Source organism: Pelagihabitans pacificus (assembly GCF_009371985.2).
Taxonomy (GTDB): Bacteria; Bacteroidota; Bacteroidia; order Flavobacteriales; family Flavobacteriaceae; genus Pelagihabitans; species Pelagihabitans pacificus.
In genome coordinates, this window is the sequence record NZ_VIKU02000005.1 from 29012 (window position 1) to 47820 (window position 18809).

The window sequence follows — 18809 nt, forward strand, 5'->3', positions numbered from 1 at the left end:
TTATTTTAGTAAGAAATTTCATATAAATGATAAAGAGTCCCCTAACTGAGGTCAATAATTATCTAATCAAACAATTACCAACGGCCACCGCTTTTCTCAATACCAAGTTGGAAGTCGTGTACGCCTCGGATACTTGGATCGATTATTTCAATTTTGGAAACCGAAATGTTTTTGGCAAAAAAATTCTCGACCTTTTCGAAAAAACGACGAGAAACTGGGAAAAGACGTTAAAAGACTGTCTTAAAGGTAAAAATCGTGGTCCCGGAATGGAACACTATGTCGATTCCGAGAAGAAAGATCGATGGTTCGAATGGACCAATATACCATGGTACGACGAAAACGAAAATGTCATCGGGGTCATTATACAGACCAAGGATATCACGAGGAAGGTATCGAATGAACTGGAGTTTGAAAAACTTCAAATACTGCACGACAAAAAATCGGAAATCGCCAAAATTGGAAGCTGGAACTTTGATTTGGCCAGCCAAAAATTAAGCTGGTGCAAAATGACCAAAAAAATTCATGAAGTGCCCCTCGATTTTGTCCCGGATATAGAAACAGGCATAAATTTCTACAAACAAGGCCATAGCAGAAATACGATATCACTCGCAGTGGAAAGGGCTATGAGCCAAGGGGCTCCATGGAATGAAAAACTTCAGATAGTAACTGCCAAAGGAAATGAAAAATGGGTCATAGCGGCTGGAAAGCCTTTGTTCAAGAACAATGAACTTGTAGGAATTCTTGGAACTTTTCAAGATATCGATGATCAAGTGCAAGCCGAAATGAAGATAAGGGAAAGTGAACGTCTCCTAAGAACATTAATAGACAACTTGCCCCTTAACGTTTTCATCAAAGATCGGGATTCCAAGAAAATCTTGGTTAACAAGGCAGAATGTGATTTTCTTGGTGTAAAACATCCCAAACAGGTGTTGGGAAAGGATGATTTTGACCTTTATCCCAAAAAAACCGCCCAAGAATCAAGGAATGAGGATATAAAGGTAATGAACTCCTTGAAACCCGTCTTGGGTAAAGAAACGATTTGTGAGAAGAAAGACGGTCAAATTACCACGTTTTTGACCTCGAAGATACCTCTGGTAGGAAATGATGGGATAGCAAATGGCTTAATCGGAATAAGCCTCGACATTTCGAACATCAAACAAAAGGAAGAGGAGCTTCGAGACCTCATCGATGTCACCGCCCTGCAAAACAAAAAGCTAGTCAATTTTGCCCATATTGTCTCTCACAACCTTCGCTCCCATTCGGCCAATTTTTCGATGTTGCTCGACTTCCTGGTCAATGAAAAATGTGGAAAGGAAAAAGAGAATCTCATCAATATGTTGGTAGAGGCTTCGGACAATTTATTGGATACATTGGAAAATTTGAATGAGGTCGTGGCCATCAATACCAATACCAACTTGAATAAAAAACCAGTTGTACTGAACGATATGGTGAAAAAAGTCACCAAAAACTTAAATGCCTTTCTTCTTAATAATAACGCGAAAATTGTCAATACAATATCCGATGATATGCGCATAAACGTAGTTCCGGCATACCTAGAAAGCATTCTTATGAACTTCATCACCAATTCGGTCAAGTACAAAGAGCCGACCAGAAATCCTATCATACGTTTACATGCCACCAAAAATGAAGGCCAAACACTTCTGGAAATAAGCGACAACGGCTTGGGGATCGACATGAAGAAATATGGTGACAAACTGTTCGGTATGTACAAGACCTTTCATGAACATAAGGATGCCAGGGGAATTGGCCTGTATATTACCAAAAATCAAATAGAGGCCATGAACGGTAAGGTGATGGTCTGTAGCGAGGTCGGCAAGGGCTCTATCTTCAAAATTTATTTTAATGAGAGAAATTAACTCGATCTACATCATAGATGATGACCCTATCACTGTATTCGGCATTAAAAAAATGCTGGGTAGTGTGGTTCACGGTGGTGTTGTTCATAGTTTTGCCAATGGAAAGCTGGCAATCGATGCCATTCGCGATACCACTTCAAAAAATGCGGAAATTCCAGAAGTAATCTTCTTGGATATTAATATGCCCATAATGGACGGTTGGCAGTTTCTTGAAGAGTTTATTCAGCTTTCCTTGCCTCAAAAAGTGCGCATCAACATCATTACTTCTTCCATAGATTCCGCGGATATTGAGAAATGGGAGCACTACCGGCTTAGATCGAAGCATGTGATTACCTTCAATAACAAACCGATTAAAAAGGAGAAAATAGATAGGATTACAAAAGTAGCTTAAGTACCAAAGCTGTTTTTTTGCTTAATTTTGCCGAAGCGAATAAAACCAGGTACCAATGAGATTTTTAATTTGGGTAGTGTTTTTTCTTTTCTTAGCTGGCTGCGAGACAAAGACCGAGGATAAGGTCGCGGATTTTCCGACTCATTTTGAAAATTCAAACGGTACTGAAACCGCTACCTATCTGCAGGTGGTGGATTTTTACATTCGACTTGCAAAGGAGTTTCCCGAAATTAATTTTCAAACCATTGGTGAAACCGATAGTGGCCATCCATTGCACATTGTCACCTACAACCCGGCAGGGGATTTCAATTTCAAAAAAATCGGGGCCGAAAAGACCGTTATTTTAATCAATAATGGCATACATCCCGGAGAAAGCGACGGCATCGATGCTACAATGATGTTATACCGCGATTTCGCCACGGGCAAACTTGCCCCTCCGGAAAATACGGTATTGGTCTCCATTCCAGTCTACAATATCGGAGGCGCCCTCAATCGAAATTCCGTAACAAGGGCCAACCAAAATGGTCCCCTCGCCTATGGATTCAGGGGAAATGCAAAAAACTTTGACCTTAACAGGGACTTTATCAAGGCAGATACCAAAAATGCCGAGACTTTTGCCGATATCTACCATTTGGTTAATCCCGATATCTTTATCGATACCCATGTGAGCAATGGTGCCGACTACCAATACATCCTCACCCATTTATTTACGCAACACAACAAATTGGGGGGCGACCTTGGCGCTTACTTACACCAGGAACTGATGCCCAAATTGGAAGATTCCCTAGCCGCTGTGGATTGGGACATTACCCCATACGTAAATGTGTACAACCGGGTTCCAGAGAGTGGTTTTTCCCAGTTTATAGACCACCCAAGATATTCAACTGGTTATACAGCCTTATGGAACACCCTGGGAATGATGGTGGAAACGCACATGCTGAAACCGTACGAACAACGAGTGAGGGGTACTTATGAACTTCTACTGCAAATGATCCGTATCGCGGAAGGCGATGGGGAAAAAATAAGACGACTTCGAGAAGAAGCACTGACACGTCACCAAAAATGGACCTTTTATCCCGTTCAATGGGCCATTGATACGACGCGTAGCAGTACCCTGGATTTTAAAGGCTATGAAGCAGATACCCTAACGAGTGAAGTAACGGGGTTCCCCCGCCTACAATACGATAGAAATCGGCCTTTCACGAAACCTATTGTGTACCAAAATTTTATGAAACCTTCCGATTCGGTGCTCATACCTAAAGCCTATATCATCAAAAAAGGGTATGAGCAGATCGTAGAACTCATGGAACGTAACAAAATTCAGTATAAAACGCTTCAAAAAGATACGATACTCCTGGTAGAATCCTATAGAATTAAGGACTACCAAACTATGGCCAACGCCTACGAAGGGCATTATCCACACTATGGCACCAAGGTCTCTAAACAAATGAAAAAGATGTCATTTTCAGAGGGAGACTATCTCGTCCATACCGACCAGCCCGGTATCCGTTACATTTTGGAAACCCTGGAACCCTCTGCCGTCGATTCGTTCTTCAACTGGAATTTTTTTGACCCCATTCTACAGCAAAAAGAGGGTTTTTCTCCCTACGTATTTGAAGATGTAGCGGCAAAAATGCTTTCGAACGACCCCGGGTTGAGAGATTCCTTTCTTCAAAAGAAAGCCGACGACCCGGTTTTCGCGGCAAACTGGTATGCGCAGTTGGAATGGTTTTTTAAACAATCACCACATTATGAGTCTGCGCATTTGCAATATCCCATATATCGATTGCCCAAGGATTAGGTACTTGGTATTTTAATCCTCAAAAAGGATTTTAATATTGATATAGGAGTTCTCCAGCGCCTTTTTAATTTTATTGGGGCCTTTCCATTTTACCTTTACAATGCCCTCGCTCTTTTGGCCTTTCAATTTGCCGGTATAGGAAGTCCGCATGGCGAACCAATGAACCTCTTTTAACTTATAAGTCCCATTTCTTTTAAAAATGTGATAGGTAGTCCTTAAAAAATTCTCAATTTTTAGACCACGTACCCCCGTCTCCTCCTCCACCTCACGAAGGGCACATTCCTCGATACTTTCCCCTTTATCTATCTTACCTTTAGGTAGGTCCCATTTGTTGTTCCTGTAGATAAAGAGCACTTTTCCCTCTTTGTTGGTGACCACACCGCCCCCTGCGGTTACCAATGGGATTTTCTTACTGAATTTCTTTAAGATTTCTTCATGGTTTGGATGGTATATATAGGCCGCTTGCAGCTTGTTTTTCATCAACGCTTTGATAGCCTCTTGAATCGAATCGGGGTTTAGGGGAAAGTATTCGCTGTTCTCGATTTCCGAAAGCTTATTTGTTAAGATCAGCGGCCTTTCGTTCACAAAAACTTTATACATTTGCGCTATGGTTTTAGACAAGGATACCGCCAAGAAAACAGCAGAGCTTTTGCTGCAAATTAATGCAATAAAATTGAAACCTGGAAATCCGTTTTTATGGGCTTCCGGCTGGAAATCCCCCATCTATTGCGACAATCGGATCATCCTATCCTACCCTGCTATCAGAAACTATGTAAGGGAAGAGCTGGCCAAGCAGTTGGAGCATCTCTACGGCAAACCTGATATCATCGCAGGAGTAGCCACAGGGGCTATCGGTATCGGCGCTTTGGTGGCCGATTATTTAGGGCTCCCGTTTATCTATGTAAGGCCCGAACCCAAATCGCATGGGAGACAGAACCAGATTGAGGGGATATTGGAAAAAAACCAGACCGTAGTGGTCATTGAAGATTTAATAAGTACGGGAAAAAGCAGTCTCAATGCGGTCAAGGCCCTACAAGAGGCAGGTGCAAAAGTAAAAGGTATGCTGGCTATTTTTTCCTATGGTTTCGATATTGCCGAGGACAATTTCGAACAACATGGGCTCGAGTTGCATACATTGGGCGATTATGACCACTTGATACAGCACGCCTTGCAAACCGATTATATCAATGACGCACAGTTACATACTTTAATGGATTGGCGCAAGAACCCATCGCAATGGAAAAAATAATACGATGCATATAGAAACGTCCAAAAGAACAATTGCCAAAAGCCAGAAAGAAGTATACGAGTTTCTTTGCGACTTGAAGAACTTCGAACAGCTCATGCCCGACTCGATTTCGAAATTCGAGCTGATCGATTCCAATCGGTTCCTTTTTCAGCTTTCCGGTATGCCCGAAATCGTTTTGGAACGGAAACAGCAATCCCCAAATCATCAAATCGTACTGGGTGCCGCAAGTGGAAAGCTGCCCTTCACACTTACTGCCGATATTAATGCCTTGGGTGACGATCAAAGTGAGGTGGCCATGAATTTTAACGGGGAATTCAATGCTATGATGGCAATGATGATCAAAACCCCTATCACCAATTTCATGAACACCCTTGCCGACAATTTGCGGCGAGTGTAAAGCTTGCAGTCATTTAAATTCCGGTGGTATTTAATATAGCAGCTTTACTTCCTTAAAACCATACTCTTTCAAAAGAGCCTTTTCATGCTCTACAATGAGCTTTCCTCCTGCCGACACACCCCGAATGGACCCCGACAGCCTGTTTCCATCTGGCAGCTCAAAGGCCGAAGGTTTATCTTTCCTGAACATCCGAGCTTCATATTTCATTTGCAAGCCTTCGTCGTTCATGGTCTCAAACCCCAAAAACAAGCGTCTTAGCTCTTCAATCAAATTCATCAGCAATTCGTCCAAATCCACTTCTCGACCCAACAACAATTTCAAGGAAGAAGCGTTTGGTAAAGCAGGGAAAGCAGTTTGGTTAACATTGAGTCCGATACCGATAATGGTAGATTTGATGGTGTCGCCTGAAATCATGTTTTCAATAAGAATACCACATATTTTGAAATTCCCTGACAGAATGTCGTTAGGCCATTTAATGGATAAATTCGGAGTTCCAAGTTTCTCCAAGGTCTTGAATACAGCCAAGGAGACGACCATGTTTAAATAAAACCGACGAGTTATTGGCAGATGGGTAAATTTTTTTAATATACTGGCAGTGAGGTTTTTACCGGGTTCTGAATTCCATTTAGTCCCCATTTGACCCCTGCCCGATAGCTGTTTTTTGGCCGTAACCACAAAAAAGTCATCGAGGAGGTTCGAAAGCATTAATTGCTTTAGATAGGAGCTCGTGGAATCTATGGCATCAAGTTTGACTATTTTCATGGTAAGGCGGCTTTGCCAATGTTTAATCAAATATTAAAAAGGTAGGGCTAAAAGAACAAAAAATAATAACTTTGTAAAAACTAAAATTTTTGAATGCAAAAAAAGAAAGCGAGCGCAGATGAGCTAATTGCATTGATCTTAGAGGGCATAGAAGAAGTAAAGGGGCAAGATATAAACTTACTTGACCTTAGGGAGATAGAAAATACGGTATGTGACTACTTTATAATTTGTAATGGAACTTCCAACACGCATGTGAACGCAATAGTCGGGTCCATCCAAAAAACAGTTAGCAAAACTATAAAAGATAAACCTTGGCACGTGGAAGGTGAAGACAACGCCGAGTGGGTTCTTATGGACTACGTAAATGTAGTAGTACACGTCTTCCAAAAACACATTAGGGAATTCTATGATATTGAGGGACTTTGGGGAGATGCCAAAGTGACGCTCGTGGAAAGTAGTATGAATCAAACCCTAAAATAAACATTGGGTAAAAAAAATAGAATGGCAAAAGAAAATAATACAAATCCTAAAAAACCGAAATTCAGCTCTTGGTGGATCTACGGATTGATCATTGTGGGGATTCTTGGTTTTCAACTGTTGAACAGTGGTAATTTCGCTAGTACGAAAACCACCACTACCTCAGAGTTACAGGAATTTTTAAGAAATGGTGATATCAGTAAGATATTGATAATTACTAATACGAACCAGGCAAAAGTCTTTTTAACAGATGAAGCCCTGGCAAAAGATGTTCACAAAGACGTCGCCGAGAAGTCGCTCTTACCCTCCACAGGTACCATACCGCAGTACATTCTGGATTTTGGGGATTTGCAGAACTTCGAGAAACAAATTACCGATAGTAAAAAAGAAAACAATCTGGACACGGTTGTCGAATTTGATAAGGAGTCCAACTACCTTGGGGATTTCCTGATTGGAATCCTTCCATTCGTTCTAATCTTTGGCATCTGGATTTATCTCATGCGCAGAATGTCGGGTGGCGGTGGCGGTGGCGCAGGCGGCCAGATTTTCAATATAGGAAAATCAAAGGCCAAACTGTTCGATGAAAAAACCGACACCCGCACATCGTTTAAGGATGTAGCCGGTTTGGAGGGTGCCAAGGAAGAAGTTGAGGAAATCGTTGAATTTTTGAAACATCCGGATAAATACACCTCCCTTGGGGGTAAAATCCCAAAAGGTGCCTTATTGGTAGGACCCCCGGGCACCGGTAAAACCCTACTGGCCAAAGCCGTTGCGGGGGAAGCCAAAGTGCCTTTCTTTTCACTTTCAGGTTCCGATTTTGTTGAAATGTTCGTAGGGGTCGGTGCCTCAAGGGTGCGCGATCTTTTCAAACAGGCAAAAGATAAGTCACCCGCGATTATATTCATCGATGAAATCGATGCCATTGGTAGGGCAAGAGGTAAGAATAACTTCACCGGATCAAACGACGAGCGCGAAAATACATTGAACCAATTGTTGACCGAAATGGACGGTTTTGGCACCAATACCAACGTAATTGTGTTGGCGGCGACAAACCGTGCAGACGTGCTCGATAAAGCTCTGATGCGTGCTGGAAGATTTGACAGGCAGATTTATGTAGACCTACCCGATATTAGGGAAAGAAAAGAGATTTTCGAAGTGCATCTGCGACCAATCAAAACTGCCGAAACCTTGGATTTGGACTTTCTCGCGAGACAGACCCCGGGATTCTCCGGTGCGGATATTGCCAACGTTTGCAACGAGGCAGCTTTGATCGCCGCTCGTAAGGAGAAGAAAGCCGTAAACAAACAAGATTTCCTGGATGCTGTAGACCGTATTGTAGGAGGCTTGGAGAAAAAGAATAAGATTATTACTCCCGGGGAGAAGAAAACCATAGCCTATCATGAAGCTGGCCATGCGACCGTAAGCTGGATGTTGGAACACGCCGCACCTCTCGTAAAGGTAACCATAGTGCCAAGGGGACAGTCGTTAGGGGCCGCTTGGTACCTCCCGGAAGAACGCCTAATCGTACGTCCCGAGCAAATGAAAGACGAGATGTGTGCTACCTTGGGCGGAAGGGCGGCCGAAAAGGTCATATTCGACAAAATATCAACAGGTGCACTCAGCGATCTCGAAAAAGTGACGAAACAGGCTAGGGCAATGGTAACCGTATACGGACTGAACGAAGAAATCGGAAACCTCACCTATTATGACTCTTCGGGCCAAAGCGACTACGGTTTCTCGAAACCCTACAGCGAAGATACCGCACAAAGAATCGATGAGGAAATATCGAAACTTATCGAAGAACAGTATGCGCGGGCCATCGACGTTTTGCAAGCCAATAAGGACAAGTTAATCACCTTGGCCGAAAGACTTTTGGAAAAAGAGGTCATCTTCAAGGAAGACTTGGAAAAAATCTTCGGAAAAAGACCATTTGATAGCCAATTTGAGGCCAATGGGGAAGAAATTATCGATGTCGCGGATACGACCGAGGAAATTAGCGAAGAAAATAAATGACCGTATTTCCCGTTGTTCTTAGGTAACAGACAGCGCTTACTTTTACATCACAATACATGGGGCTATTGGATAAATTATTTGGAGGTGGCAAAAAGGTTTCCAAGGAAACTGTGGAAACCAGGGGACAACACATGCCCGACCTCAACATCCCCGTAGATGAAAAGTTCACCATCCATTTTAAAAAAAATGGTGGTAAATTTCTTTACTGTGATTCGTTCCAAGAAATAACCCAAGCACTTAAAAACATTATCATCGAAAATGGCTGGGAATCGCATCCGTTCTTTGTATTGAATCCGCAGCTAGAGGAAAAATTTTCAAAGGAAAACGTACAATTCACCGATAAGATTAAAAATAGCGAGGTATTTTTTACAACCTGTGAGTACCTCATTGCACAAAACGGCTCTATCTTGGTATGCTCCAACCAATTGATGGAAAAAAAACTCAACGAGCTGCCGGACAATGTAATCGTCTTTGCCACTACCAGCCAACTCGTAGAATCTATCGGGGAAGGACTTAAGAAAATAAAGAAAAAATACGGTCATAGCATTCCGGCCAACATCACCACTATTAAACATTTTCAGGCAAACGAAGAAAATTCCGATGATTTCCTGACCTACGGGAGCAGTTCCAAAAATTTGTATCTTTTACTTTTGGAAGATCTGTAATATGAAGGAAATCTTAAGGCGTGCGCTTACTGGGGCTGTTTTTATTATTTTTTTACTTTCCGCGATCTTCCTCAGTTCCGACGCCTTTGACTTTTTATTGATGACTTTTGGTCTGGCCTGCATCTACGAATACAAACGTATGGTCGGCCTTCGTGGCTACTATATCTTTTTGGCGTATCTATCGCTTTGGTGGATTTTCATTTATCTGATCGACGAATACGATCGAATTCCTATCAATATCTTAATGTTCATAACAATTGGGGTCGATATCGCATTGCTCTATTTTCTGTTTTCCAAAAATGGAAAAGCGTTTAATACCGCCCAAAAATTCATTGTCGGCCTTTTTTATATCGGCGGGGGATGTATTTTTCTGACGATGATTCCCTACAAGGACAATGAGTTTGCCAAGTTTTTGATTATGGGTATTTTTATATTGATTTGGGTAAACGATTCGTTTGCGTATTTGGTTGGTCGAAGCTTGGGACGCACCAAACTCTATCCTAGGGTCTCCCCTAAGAAAACTGTTGAAGGTAGCTTGGGTGGACTCCTATTTGCGTTGGTTGCGGGTTATATATTGGCTCGGTATGAAGCCTCCATTAACCTTGCGCAATGGCTTATTCTAGCGACGGTCATTGTTTTTGCCGGCGATTTAGGCGATTTGGTGGAATCGAAACTCAAACGGGTAGCCGGTGTAAAAGACAGTGGTGCCATATTGCCGGGACATGGCGGTATGTTGGATAGACTGGACAGTTTAGTGTTTGCGGCCCCATTTGCCTATTTAACCTTAAAAATATTCACCTATGTTTCATAGAGAAGGTCAAAAGATTATCCTGAGCACTTTTTTCTTGGCGATAGCCCTCGTTTTGATAGCCCAATTTTATGTTTCAATACCATGGCTGCGCCTCTCCCTTCAAGTAATGGCGTTAGTGGTTTTGATCCTTATTCTTCAGTTTTTCCGTAATCCGAAAAGAAAGGTGGAAAGAAATTTTGATGAGATACTGGCTCCTGTAGACGGAAAGGTAGTCGCTATTGAAGAAATTGAGGAAACCGAATACTTCAATGACAAACGCAAGCAAGTATCTATCTTTATGTCCCCTACCAATGTGCATGTTACCAGATACGCTGCAAGTGGAGAAATAAAATACTCCAAATACCACCCAGGTAAATATCTGGTAGCTTGGCATCCAAAGTCAAGCACGGAAAACGAGCGAACTACAGTGGTCATCCGCACTCCGAAATTTGGGGACATCCTATACCGTCAGATTGCAGGTGCCATGGCCCGGAGAATCGTGAACTATGCCGAAGTGGGCGATAGCGTGCAACAAGGAGATGATGCAGGCTTCATAAAATTTGGTTCAAGGGTAGATTTGTTCTTACCTTTAGATTGTGCAATTACGGTAACGTTGAACCAAAAAGTAACGGGAGCCAAAACCTGTATCGCAGTAGTGGTTCAAAAAGATGAAGAACGAGAAATTACATAAGCGATTTAATGAGGCGGTGGAGTTCATCAACAATTATACAGAGCCGCTTCCTGCCGACGTTTTGCTAAAACTATACGCCTATTACAAAATTGCCAACGAAAATAAAAACCATCCCGGCAGCAAGACCCCGCTAATTAATGCCTTTAAGGCAAATGCGCTAATCCAAGCACAAAATCTGGAGCCCAAGGCAGCAATGACCCAATACATTAAACTGGTAAAGACACTTCGATAAAGCACCCCGGGGAAGATACGGGCAATCAAATCGTTAGCCTTCTATCACAATTCATTTTTAAGGCCCAATAGAAGGAAATACACCTCTTACCCGCTACTTTCGTATGATGTCACGGCCAGTTGACATAGGTGCCACAACGGAACCTACTCGTATAGATCTTCCAAATCGGACTGGCATAAGTCGAGAAACAAATCCCCGATTTTATCGGTTATATCCTCAAAAAAACGCGCTCCCTTTTCCTTGGTAGCCTTGTGGGGATTCCCCACCCCGGTATCCTTACTTATTTTAGACCATTGTCTTTCGGCCCATGCCCATCCCTCGGAAAAAGCCTCAATACGAAACTTTTTTGCGTCTCCGGTACCCCAATTGTCCTTCGGCAAAACCAGTTCCGGTCGTAAATACAGCATAAGACTTGTTTCCATCTCATCGGCATGGTCGCCCTCTTCCTCAAAATAGTTACTTTTATCCAATGCCTGGGGGAAAAAACAGAAACTGATGAAGACCTTTGGGAACCTGAGGCCAAGTTCCCGGACCAACGGTTTAAAATTATTGCCTCCATGACCATTGAAGATCAATAATTTTTGAATCCCTTGCCGGTCAAGTACTTCGACAATATCGGATAGAATGGCCATTTGAGTCGAAGGGTTGAGATTAATATCCAAATAAATATCGGATTGTCCAGTGTTCACCCCGAACGGAATCGTAGGCAACACAATGACCTTTCCCCCTTTTTTCCAAGCTTTTTCCGCAGCCACTGCAGTGATATTGTCTGCCTGAATGTTGTCGGTGGCATAGGGCAAATGGTAGTTATGGGCTTCGGTAGCGCCCCAAGGCAATACAGCCAGCTCAAATTGGGCGTTCTTTACGGCGGCCCAGTTGGTTTCGGCCAAAATATAGGGTCTCATAGGACAATTTTTGAAATACAAACATAGTAAGACCCTAGATAATAAGTTTTGTATTATTCAAAAATGTCCAAGTAATAGGCACAGGTATAAGGACTACAGAGGTCTTCACGCTCTTTGAGGCGCCAGTATTTTCGATTCCCCGCTTTTCTGAAGGTATAGTTCACGGTTCTGTCCAATAAGCCACAACAGCCTTTGGTAAAAAGCTTAAGGGAACCATTGATGGTAAAATTTCGTGAATCAATAACAGTTATAACCCCATCTAACAATACATACTCCTCCCGGTCGTCGGAATACTGTTCCCCCCTGATGTGTAGTACGCCGTCCAGCTTGCTCACAACCGCCGTTCCATAGCCGTCCCATATAAACTGCACGCCAAATTGATGGGAACCTAGTAGCGATTTTTCCTCGTCGGTCAACTGGGCAACGGCGCTTATCGATAAAAACAAAAGACAAAAAAATATCAGAAACGATTTCATAGGCCCCATTTGAAAATATCTTAATCAATATCGACCACTCTCGTACCCGAGAATTTATCGTGCCAACCGACCGCTTCCGAACCTAAAAAAGAAAATGCATTGAACGGAATATTGCGGCACAAAGAGCGAACTAGAATCGTTTTGAAGTTTGGCTTGTCCCCTACTTCGGTCACCACTTTGGTCTTTGTAAAAAACTTGCCAAGCGACCTGCCCGTGAACCCCTCGAAAAAACTGTAGTAAATCATGGCCACGATGAAACCGAGAAGGTACTCTAAGATTCTATTGTCCTCATCAAGCATATATAGGTAATCGGGAAACAGATAAAGTAAGATCAACCCCAATGCCACTCCTACGAGCATGCCGCAACCCACCAAAAACACTTGATCGATAAGATAATTCGCAAACCTTTTGCCTTGACTTGCGGTTTTCGAACCCAACGCATACTCCGCTACCTTGGCAGCAACCTTTGCCGTGAGTTCCGCATCTTCCTCAAACAAATCACATGTTTCCTCAAAATCGGCAGTACGGTTGGTAAGGCCACAAACAATTCCCAAATTGAAATCTTTTTTATGATTTGTACAAATTTTACAGAATTGCAGATGGGCTTCGCGGGTCATAGCGTGACGGATTTTTAAATCAACACAGCTACAACGGGGTATTTTTACCGGGGCGCAGAATTTTTCGACCAACGGAGAGAAATTCGATGAATAGCATTTAAGCAAGTATTTCATCGATTTTTTAAAAGGATTTTTACGCTAGAAAGCCCGCTCCGGACCAATGAAATCTTTCTCGAGAAAGGTGAAATATACGCCACCGGAAATGGTTATTAGAAAATAAATCGCTACCAGCACACTTCCAAAAGGAATGTAGGAATCGAGCCCGAACCAATCCTCGGTGAACCCGATCAAAAACAAGCCTAGGAGTCCTCGGAGTATCTCGATCCAAACGGCAAACGAACTTCGGTCCATTAAACTGGTATACCCATATATACCAACGAATATGAACCCTCCGAAAAGTAGTAATCCGCTAAATCCGATATTCGCATAATTGTAGAACATAAACAGCAATAGCGCGAGACTGAAAACCATTTGAAAGATAGCGTATCCTTTTAGCGCATCGCTTGCAGGGGTTTTATAGCGCTTAAAATTATAAACATCCTCGATTATAGGTACCGGGTATTTTTCCTTTACATCTGCCGGCCGCCATCCCGTAGGCATAAACCAAATGCGTATCTTATCCCAATAATTATTGGTTCTCCAGGCGTCTAACACCAGGCGCCACAAATGTTGAAAATTAATCAAGATTGGATTCCAGGTGGCCGCAGGCTTCAGAACTCCATACTGGGGAGGCACCTCGGGCAATTCTTCCTGAAAGGTTCCGAACCACCGATCCCAGACGCACAGTATTTGCCCCAGATTCTTATCGATATATTCCGGATTGATGGCGTGATGTACCCGATGTTGTGAAGGGGTCACTATCACATACTCTAACCATCCCATTTTGCCGATGTGTTGGGTATGGTACCAAAACTGCCCGAAAAGATGTATGGGACCTAAAATGGCAATGACCTCAAAAGGCACCCCAACTAATGCAGCCGGGATAAGAAACAAGGGGAAATAGCCAAGAAGGTTCGAAATCGATTGTCGCAGTGCACAGGCCAAATTAAATTCCTCGCTACTGTGGTGAATCACATGTTGGTTCCAAAAGAAATTGACCTTGTGGCTTAAGCGATGGTTCCAATAACCGGCAAAATCGATTACTAGAAAGGCCACTATCCAGACCAGCCAAGTCGCCTTTATTTCTGTAAGGGCCAAATGTTCCAAGAGATACGGATAAGAGACCAAAACGACTCCCAAGCCCAATGAGTCCTTGACGATATTAGTGAATCCCGAGCTAATGCTAGAGACCGTATCCATCACTTTGTGTTTCTGGTTCTTTACAAAATACCCATAGGCAATCTCTACCACGAGGAGAAAAATGAAGAAAGGAATAGCGTACAATAATGCGGTAGCGTAGGTCTCCATAACGGTTACTTTTTTGGCTCTTTAACCCCGGCCACGACCGCTATCCCTAAATGGTTCTCATTAGGAGGAATCTCGCAGGAATAGTTTTTATTGTAGGCGCAATAGGGATTGTAGGCTTTATTTAAGTCGATCATGATGGTATCCCCTATCGGAATTTCCAAATCGATATACCGACCCACCTCATAGGTTTCTTTCCCCGTGGTCAAGTCGGTAATGGGATGAAAAAGAAGGTTTTTATATTCCTCGGTTTTACTCGATCTGGGGCTTCGGTAGCGATGTAGGCCGTATTCCCTTCCTTCGACATCGAACTGGGCCTCACCGTAGTTCTTATAGGTATTATCCCCATTCGAATTCCCGGTGGTCTCCATTTTAAAGGGAAGCGGATCAAAGGCCTTTATGAATTGGGCCTCGATACGGAAAGCATTGGTAATCGGATAGAAATCGTGCCCTGTGAAAATTTTGCCCCTATCTTCCAACGGGGAAGACCCGTAACCGCTATACCGCCTATTTAGTTCTTGCTGAAAATCAACGGCCGACTGCTCATCTTGCCGCGCATTTAGCCCAAAGGCAACAAGAAAAAGGGTCGTCAACAAAACACGTTTTTTGGCCATCATCCTCTAAAAATCTATACAATCAAAAGTAGAAAAATGAAATGATTCTATACAGTCAAATCGTTCAATTCAAAAAATAAGGGACCTATGGCATCATCCGATATCCCCTTTGGATAACGGTCTGTTAAAGTGCAATTTCGAAGCGACAAACATCCGCATCGTGATAATGGGCCGGAAGCGCCTCCGAATAAGGTAATTTTTCTATTCCCAAAAATTTGAAACCATTGGTAGTGTAATGCTTTATAAGCCTCTTGTTGTTTCCGCAGGTATCGAGCCGGATAAACTTCCGATTTTTTGATACCGCATAATTCTTGGCCCAACGGACAATTACTCGTACGAAGTTGTGTCCCCGAAAATCGGGATGAACGGCAATTCGATGAATGTATACCGATGGATCACGGTCGTGAGCGCCCCATATTTCGGGGTCATTAAAAGTAACGGCCCACACACAGGCAATGGTTTCCCCAACAACAATTTTAAATTGTCGAAGTTCCCGAATTTCGGTTTCGACCATTTTACGATCGAATTCCGGCCAAATATGTTTAAGAAATTTGCTCCTTTGAAAATCTGCGGCAACACGGTAACGTTCGAAAATTACGTCGATATCCTTCGGCTTGCTGTTCTCGATTTTTATCACCATAGCTTATTCATACGTTCTGATGATTTCCCCGTTTCCCCTGCCTTGAACACTACGGATATAGGCATTCACCACCTTCGTCATCGGTACCGGATTATGTCCGGGGAAGTAATCCCGGTACTTTTCATAAGCATCCTCGACCACCCCCAGTGAAACCGCATTCACACGAATACCCCTTTCAATTTCCAAGGCCACCGCCTGCACAAAACTATGAATGCCCCCGTTTACCATGGCAGCGCTGGTGGTTTTGGGCACCGGATCATCCGCCAAGATACCGGTAGACAATGTTATCGAACCATTTGGGTTCACATAGTCTTTTCCAATACGCACCAAATTCACCTGCCCCATAAGTTTACTTTTAAGTCCAATATCGTAATCCTCTTCCGTGAGTTCAGTGAAATCGGCCCACTTGGATTCTCCGGCAATACAGATGATTGCATCTAACGTTCCCAACTTCTCCAGTGCCTTTTGAATCGAAGCACTCTGGGCAATATCCAGTGTGACATCGCCACTATATCGACCGGCCACGATAACCTCGTGGTCTTTAGAGTAATGAGCGACCACCCTTTTTCCTATAGTTCCGTTACCGCCAATAATCAGTAGTTTCATATTTAATTTTTCCTATCGGTTTTTTTTAGATTCAAAACCAGTTTACGGAGTCAATGTCTGCATCAAGGCGAGACCAAGTTCCTCTATTTTCCCCATATCCGGACTGAATGCTGAAATATTGGTTAGTAGCACTACCCCATTTTGTTTTTCCAAATCGATCATCATAGCAGCTGTATAGCCCCCCGTACCACCATTATGAAAGTGAATTGTTCCAGGATACTGCCCTGGCCGATTCATGAACCATCCTAGGCCTACATCCGTTGTCTCGTTCACCGATACGGTTTTTTCCCGGGTCAATGCAAGCGCTTTCTGGGTCGGGTCGAATTGCGCCAGTACGAATTTGGAAAGGTCGTGCACATTCGACAGTATACCACCCGCCCCAACCAAGATAGCCAAATCCCAATTGGGTACCACAGTACCCCCATTTCGACCCTTAACGAGCAACGATTCGACATCGCCCCTATTTGTGGTCGTATGTTCCATACCGTACATCGAGAAAATACTATCCCGTACCAGCTTTTGGTACGAGGTTTTTCCCATTTTGCCGAGGGTATACCCCAAGAGACCAGCCCCTAGGTTGGAATAACTAACTTCCCTTTTTTCGTCCAGCACCATCATTTCGGTCAGATATTCCGTTAGTTTGGTTTCATCATAGGATGCATACGGATTATTTCTAGATTCGAAACTCAGTTTTAAGTTGGTGGGCAGTCGGGGCAGTCCCGAGGTATGATTGGCCAGACTTTCAAAGCTAATTTCCGCATTGGCTTTCAGTGGAAATTTTAAATACGAATTGATAGGGTCTTCCAATTGTACTTGTTGGTTGATGACAAAATCGGCCAGTAAGGTTGCGGTAAAAATCTTGGTGATAGAACCAATCTCAAAAACGCGCTGTTGGTTGTTGATCGTTATTACGGAATCCCCTTGTCTTTTAATTCCGTAGAATCTAGCTTTCCCATTTTCAACCAAGGCAATGGCCACTTCGGTCTCCGGTGGAAATTGCTTGATTTTCTGGAAGATGGAATCTGCCTGGGCTCTGGTAACGAGGCCCCTCGAAACATCCTGATAGTTGGCTGCCACCGTTGTTTGCGCACCTAATACAAGGGGATGTACACTCAAAAAAAATAACAAAAAATACTTGTTCACAGTTATTTCAGGTTAGAGGGGTTTATGCCCGAATGGATAGCTTCCGTTCCGTAATGAAGATACTAATTAAATCGTAGCATCGGTATGCCGTATGAACAACATCCGCCAATGAAAGACCCTATTTAATTCCGAAATCCTCTAAAATGGTTGCAATTCCGTCCGAATAGGAAGTGACTTTAAATTCCGGGAATCGTTTTTTGAATTTGGAAGAATCAAATAGGTTATCAATGGCATACCTAGGCAATAGCTCCAAGGTCTCCTTGGCGTTGTTATTAAATAGCGATGCCGACCTCAAAAGAAAAGGACTCAGCACCGTGTATTTGATTTCCCTCCCCAACTGTTTTGAAATCTCCCCTATGAATCCCTTGTAGGTCAGTCGCCCATCATCACAGGGCAAATGCCAGGTTTGTCCGTATGCAGTAGTGGTATTCCCAATCAGGGCCATGGCCTTGCTGGCATCGGGGGTATATATCAAGGTCCGTAACACATCATCTTTCAGCAAGATTTTTGGTTTTTTACCCTTTTTCAGATTCTCAAAAACCAACATATTGGTGATTCCTTTGGTCTTTCCCGGACCATAAAACTCGGGTGCCCTGCAGATCGCACCTTCAATTTCCTCTGTGTCGATCGCCCTTAACAACAATTCAGCGGCCTCTTTCTTGGCTCTTCCCTTTTTTCCCTTTGAAATCAGAGGGGTCTCCTCCGTTTGTATCTCGCTATCTTGTGGATAGGCATAGGTATTGTCAAAATACACCAATTTACAGCCTTGCTGCTTACACCCTGCGATTACATTGCCCAAGATAATCGGCCAATCGCGAAGCCAGATATCCGACCTGTAGGGTAGGCCCACGGTGAGATAAGCGATTTCAGTGTCTACCAAAGCCTTTACCACACTATCGGCATCTAACAGGTCTCCTTTAACCAATTGATCTTTTGGATGCACCCTCTCCGGATGGCGGCCGACCAGTCGTATGGTTTCCGTATGGTTGGCGCGCAGTTCCTTTGCCAATTCTTCGCCGATTACCCCGTTAGCTCCCAAGATGGTTTGCATACCTATTT

Annotated in this window: 22 protein-coding genes; 11 read left to right on the forward strand and 11 right to left on the reverse strand. The window is 43.2% G+C overall.

Annotated features, from left to right (window positions below; genetic code table 11):
- Positions 1-26 precede the first annotated feature (26 nt).
- The 3 genes from FK220_RS15470 to FK220_RS15480 are packed head-to-tail and all read left to right on the forward strand — an operon-like array spanning position 27 to position 4069.
- A complete protein-coding gene (locus tag FK220_RS15470) occupies positions 27-1877 on the forward strand; it encodes a PAS domain-containing sensor histidine kinase (protein WP_152575260.1) in 1851 nt (616 codons plus the stop codon).
- A complete protein-coding gene (locus tag FK220_RS15475; RefSeq protein ID WP_152575261.1) occupies positions 1864-2268 on the forward strand; it encodes a response regulator in 405 nt (134 codons plus the stop codon). The genes FK220_RS15470 and FK220_RS15475 overlap by 14 nt, the downstream gene beginning before the upstream one ends.
- Before the next feature lie 55 nt (positions 2269-2323).
- The gene (locus FK220_RS15480) at positions 2324-4069 is read left to right on the forward strand and encodes a M14 family metallopeptidase (protein ID WP_152575262.1); all 1746 of its coding nucleotides are present in this window, start codon (positions 2324-2326) and stop codon (positions 4067-4069) included.
- 12 nt (positions 4070-4081) lie between these two features.
- Here the strand turns inward: FK220_RS15480 and FK220_RS15485 are convergent, their stop codons facing one another.
- Positions 4082-4669, reverse strand: coding sequence for an NUDIX hydrolase (locus FK220_RS15485; protein ID WP_152575263.1), 588 nt, complete (start codon positions 4667-4669; stop codon positions 4082-4084).
- 7 nt (positions 4670-4676) lie between these two features.
- On the opposite strand from FK220_RS15485, the gene pyrE reads away from it, so the two are divergent.
- Both pyrE and FK220_RS15495 read left to right on the forward strand, forming a co-directional pair.
- The gene (gene pyrE, locus FK220_RS15490) at positions 4677-5318 is read left to right on the forward strand and encodes an orotate phosphoribosyltransferase (protein WP_152575264.1); all 642 of its coding nucleotides are present in this window, start codon (positions 4677-4679) and stop codon (positions 5316-5318) included.
- A gap of 4 nt (positions 5319-5322) precedes the next feature.
- Positions 5323-5715 carry an SRPBCC family protein gene (locus FK220_RS15495; RefSeq protein WP_152575265.1) on the forward strand — a complete coding sequence of 131 codons (393 nt, stop codon included), beginning with the start codon at positions 5323-5325 and terminating at the stop codon, positions 5713-5715.
- 30 nt (positions 5716-5745) lie between these two features.
- Here FK220_RS15495 and FK220_RS15500 read toward each other — a convergent pair whose 3' ends face one another.
- On the reverse strand, positions 5746-6477 hold the full coding sequence (locus FK220_RS15500; protein WP_152575266.1) for a biotin--[acetyl-CoA-carboxylase] ligase: 732 nt from the start codon (positions 6475-6477) through the stop codon (positions 5746-5748).
- 93 nt (positions 6478-6570) lie between these two features.
- Between FK220_RS15500 and rsfS the strand changes: the two genes are divergently transcribed.
- The 6 genes from rsfS to FK220_RS15530 are packed head-to-tail and all read left to right on the forward strand — an operon-like array spanning position 6571 to position 11345.
- Positions 6571-6957: a ribosome silencing factor gene (gene rsfS / locus FK220_RS15505; protein ID WP_152575267.1), complete on the forward strand. Its 387-nt coding sequence runs from the start codon at positions 6571-6573 to the stop codon at positions 6955-6957.
- A gap of 21 nt (positions 6958-6978) precedes the next feature.
- On the forward strand, positions 6979-8967 hold the full coding sequence (gene ftsH, locus FK220_RS15510; RefSeq protein WP_152575268.1) for an ATP-dependent zinc metalloprotease FtsH: 1989 nt from the start codon (positions 6979-6981) through the stop codon (positions 8965-8967).
- Between the two features lie 56 nt (positions 8968-9023).
- A complete protein-coding gene (locus FK220_RS15515; RefSeq protein ID WP_152575269.1) occupies positions 9024-9632 on the forward strand; it encodes an LUD domain-containing protein in 609 nt (202 codons plus the stop codon).
- A gap of 1 nt (position 9633) precedes the next feature.
- Complete coding sequence (locus tag FK220_RS15520) at positions 9634-10443, forward strand: phosphatidate cytidylyltransferase (protein ID WP_152575270.1); 810 nt, start codon at positions 9634-9636, stop codon at positions 10441-10443.
- Entirely contained in the window at positions 10433-11113 is a 681-nt protein-coding gene (locus FK220_RS15525; RefSeq protein ID WP_152575271.1) for a phosphatidylserine decarboxylase family protein, read from the forward strand. The genes FK220_RS15520 and FK220_RS15525 overlap by 11 nt, the downstream gene beginning before the upstream one ends.
- Positions 11091-11345, forward strand: coding sequence for an acyl-CoA-binding protein (locus tag FK220_RS15530; RefSeq protein WP_152575272.1), 255 nt, complete (start codon positions 11091-11093; stop codon positions 11343-11345). The genes FK220_RS15525 and FK220_RS15530 overlap by 23 nt, the downstream gene beginning before the upstream one ends.
- A 143-nt stretch (positions 11346-11488) precedes the next feature.
- Here the strand turns inward: FK220_RS15530 and FK220_RS15535 are convergent, their stop codons facing one another.
- The 9 genes from FK220_RS15535 to FK220_RS15575 all read right to left on the reverse strand — a co-directional run bounded on the left by FK220_RS15535 (position 11489) and on the right by FK220_RS15575 (position 18801).
- Entirely contained in the window at positions 11489-12250 is a 762-nt protein-coding gene (locus FK220_RS15535; protein WP_152575273.1) for a creatininase family protein, read from the reverse strand.
- 53 nt (positions 12251-12303) lie between these two features.
- On the reverse strand, positions 12304-12726 hold the full coding sequence (locus tag FK220_RS15540) for a hypothetical protein (RefSeq protein WP_152575274.1): 423 nt from the start codon (positions 12724-12726) through the stop codon (positions 12304-12306).
- Positions 12727-12746: 20 nt separating this feature from the next.
- Positions 12747-13343 (reverse strand): RDD family protein, encoded by a 597-nt coding sequence (locus FK220_RS15545; protein ID WP_166204943.1) that lies wholly within the window; start codon positions 13341-13343, stop codon positions 12747-12749.
- 138 nt (positions 13344-13481) lie between these two features.
- Positions 13482-14750, reverse strand: a complete 1269-nt coding sequence (locus FK220_RS15550; protein WP_152575276.1) for a sterol desaturase family protein — start codon at positions 14748-14750, stop codon at positions 13482-13484.
- Positions 14751-14755: 5 nt separating this feature from the next.
- Positions 14756-15364 carry a DUF1684 domain-containing protein gene (locus FK220_RS15555; RefSeq protein WP_152575277.1) on the reverse strand — a complete coding sequence of 203 codons (609 nt, stop codon included), beginning with the start codon at positions 15362-15364 and terminating at the stop codon, positions 14756-14758.
- A gap of 121 nt (positions 15365-15485) precedes the next feature.
- A complete protein-coding gene (locus FK220_RS15560; protein WP_238719059.1) occupies positions 15486-16001 on the reverse strand; it encodes a GNAT family N-acetyltransferase in 516 nt (171 codons plus the stop codon).
- Between the two features lie 3 nt (positions 16002-16004).
- On the reverse strand, positions 16005-16607 hold the full coding sequence (locus FK220_RS15565) for a short chain dehydrogenase (protein WP_152575278.1): 603 nt from the start codon (positions 16605-16607) through the stop codon (positions 16005-16007).
- 42 nt (positions 16608-16649) lie between these two features.
- Positions 16650-17750: a serine hydrolase domain-containing protein gene (locus FK220_RS15570; protein WP_166204945.1), complete on the reverse strand. Its 1101-nt coding sequence runs from the start codon at positions 17748-17750 to the stop codon at positions 16650-16652.
- A 118-nt stretch (positions 17751-17868) separates the two neighbouring features.
- Complete coding sequence (locus FK220_RS15575) at positions 17869-18801, reverse strand: NAD-dependent epimerase/dehydratase family protein (protein ID WP_152575280.1); 933 nt, start codon at positions 18799-18801, stop codon at positions 17869-17871.
- Between the last annotated feature and the right edge of the window lie 8 nt (positions 18802-18809).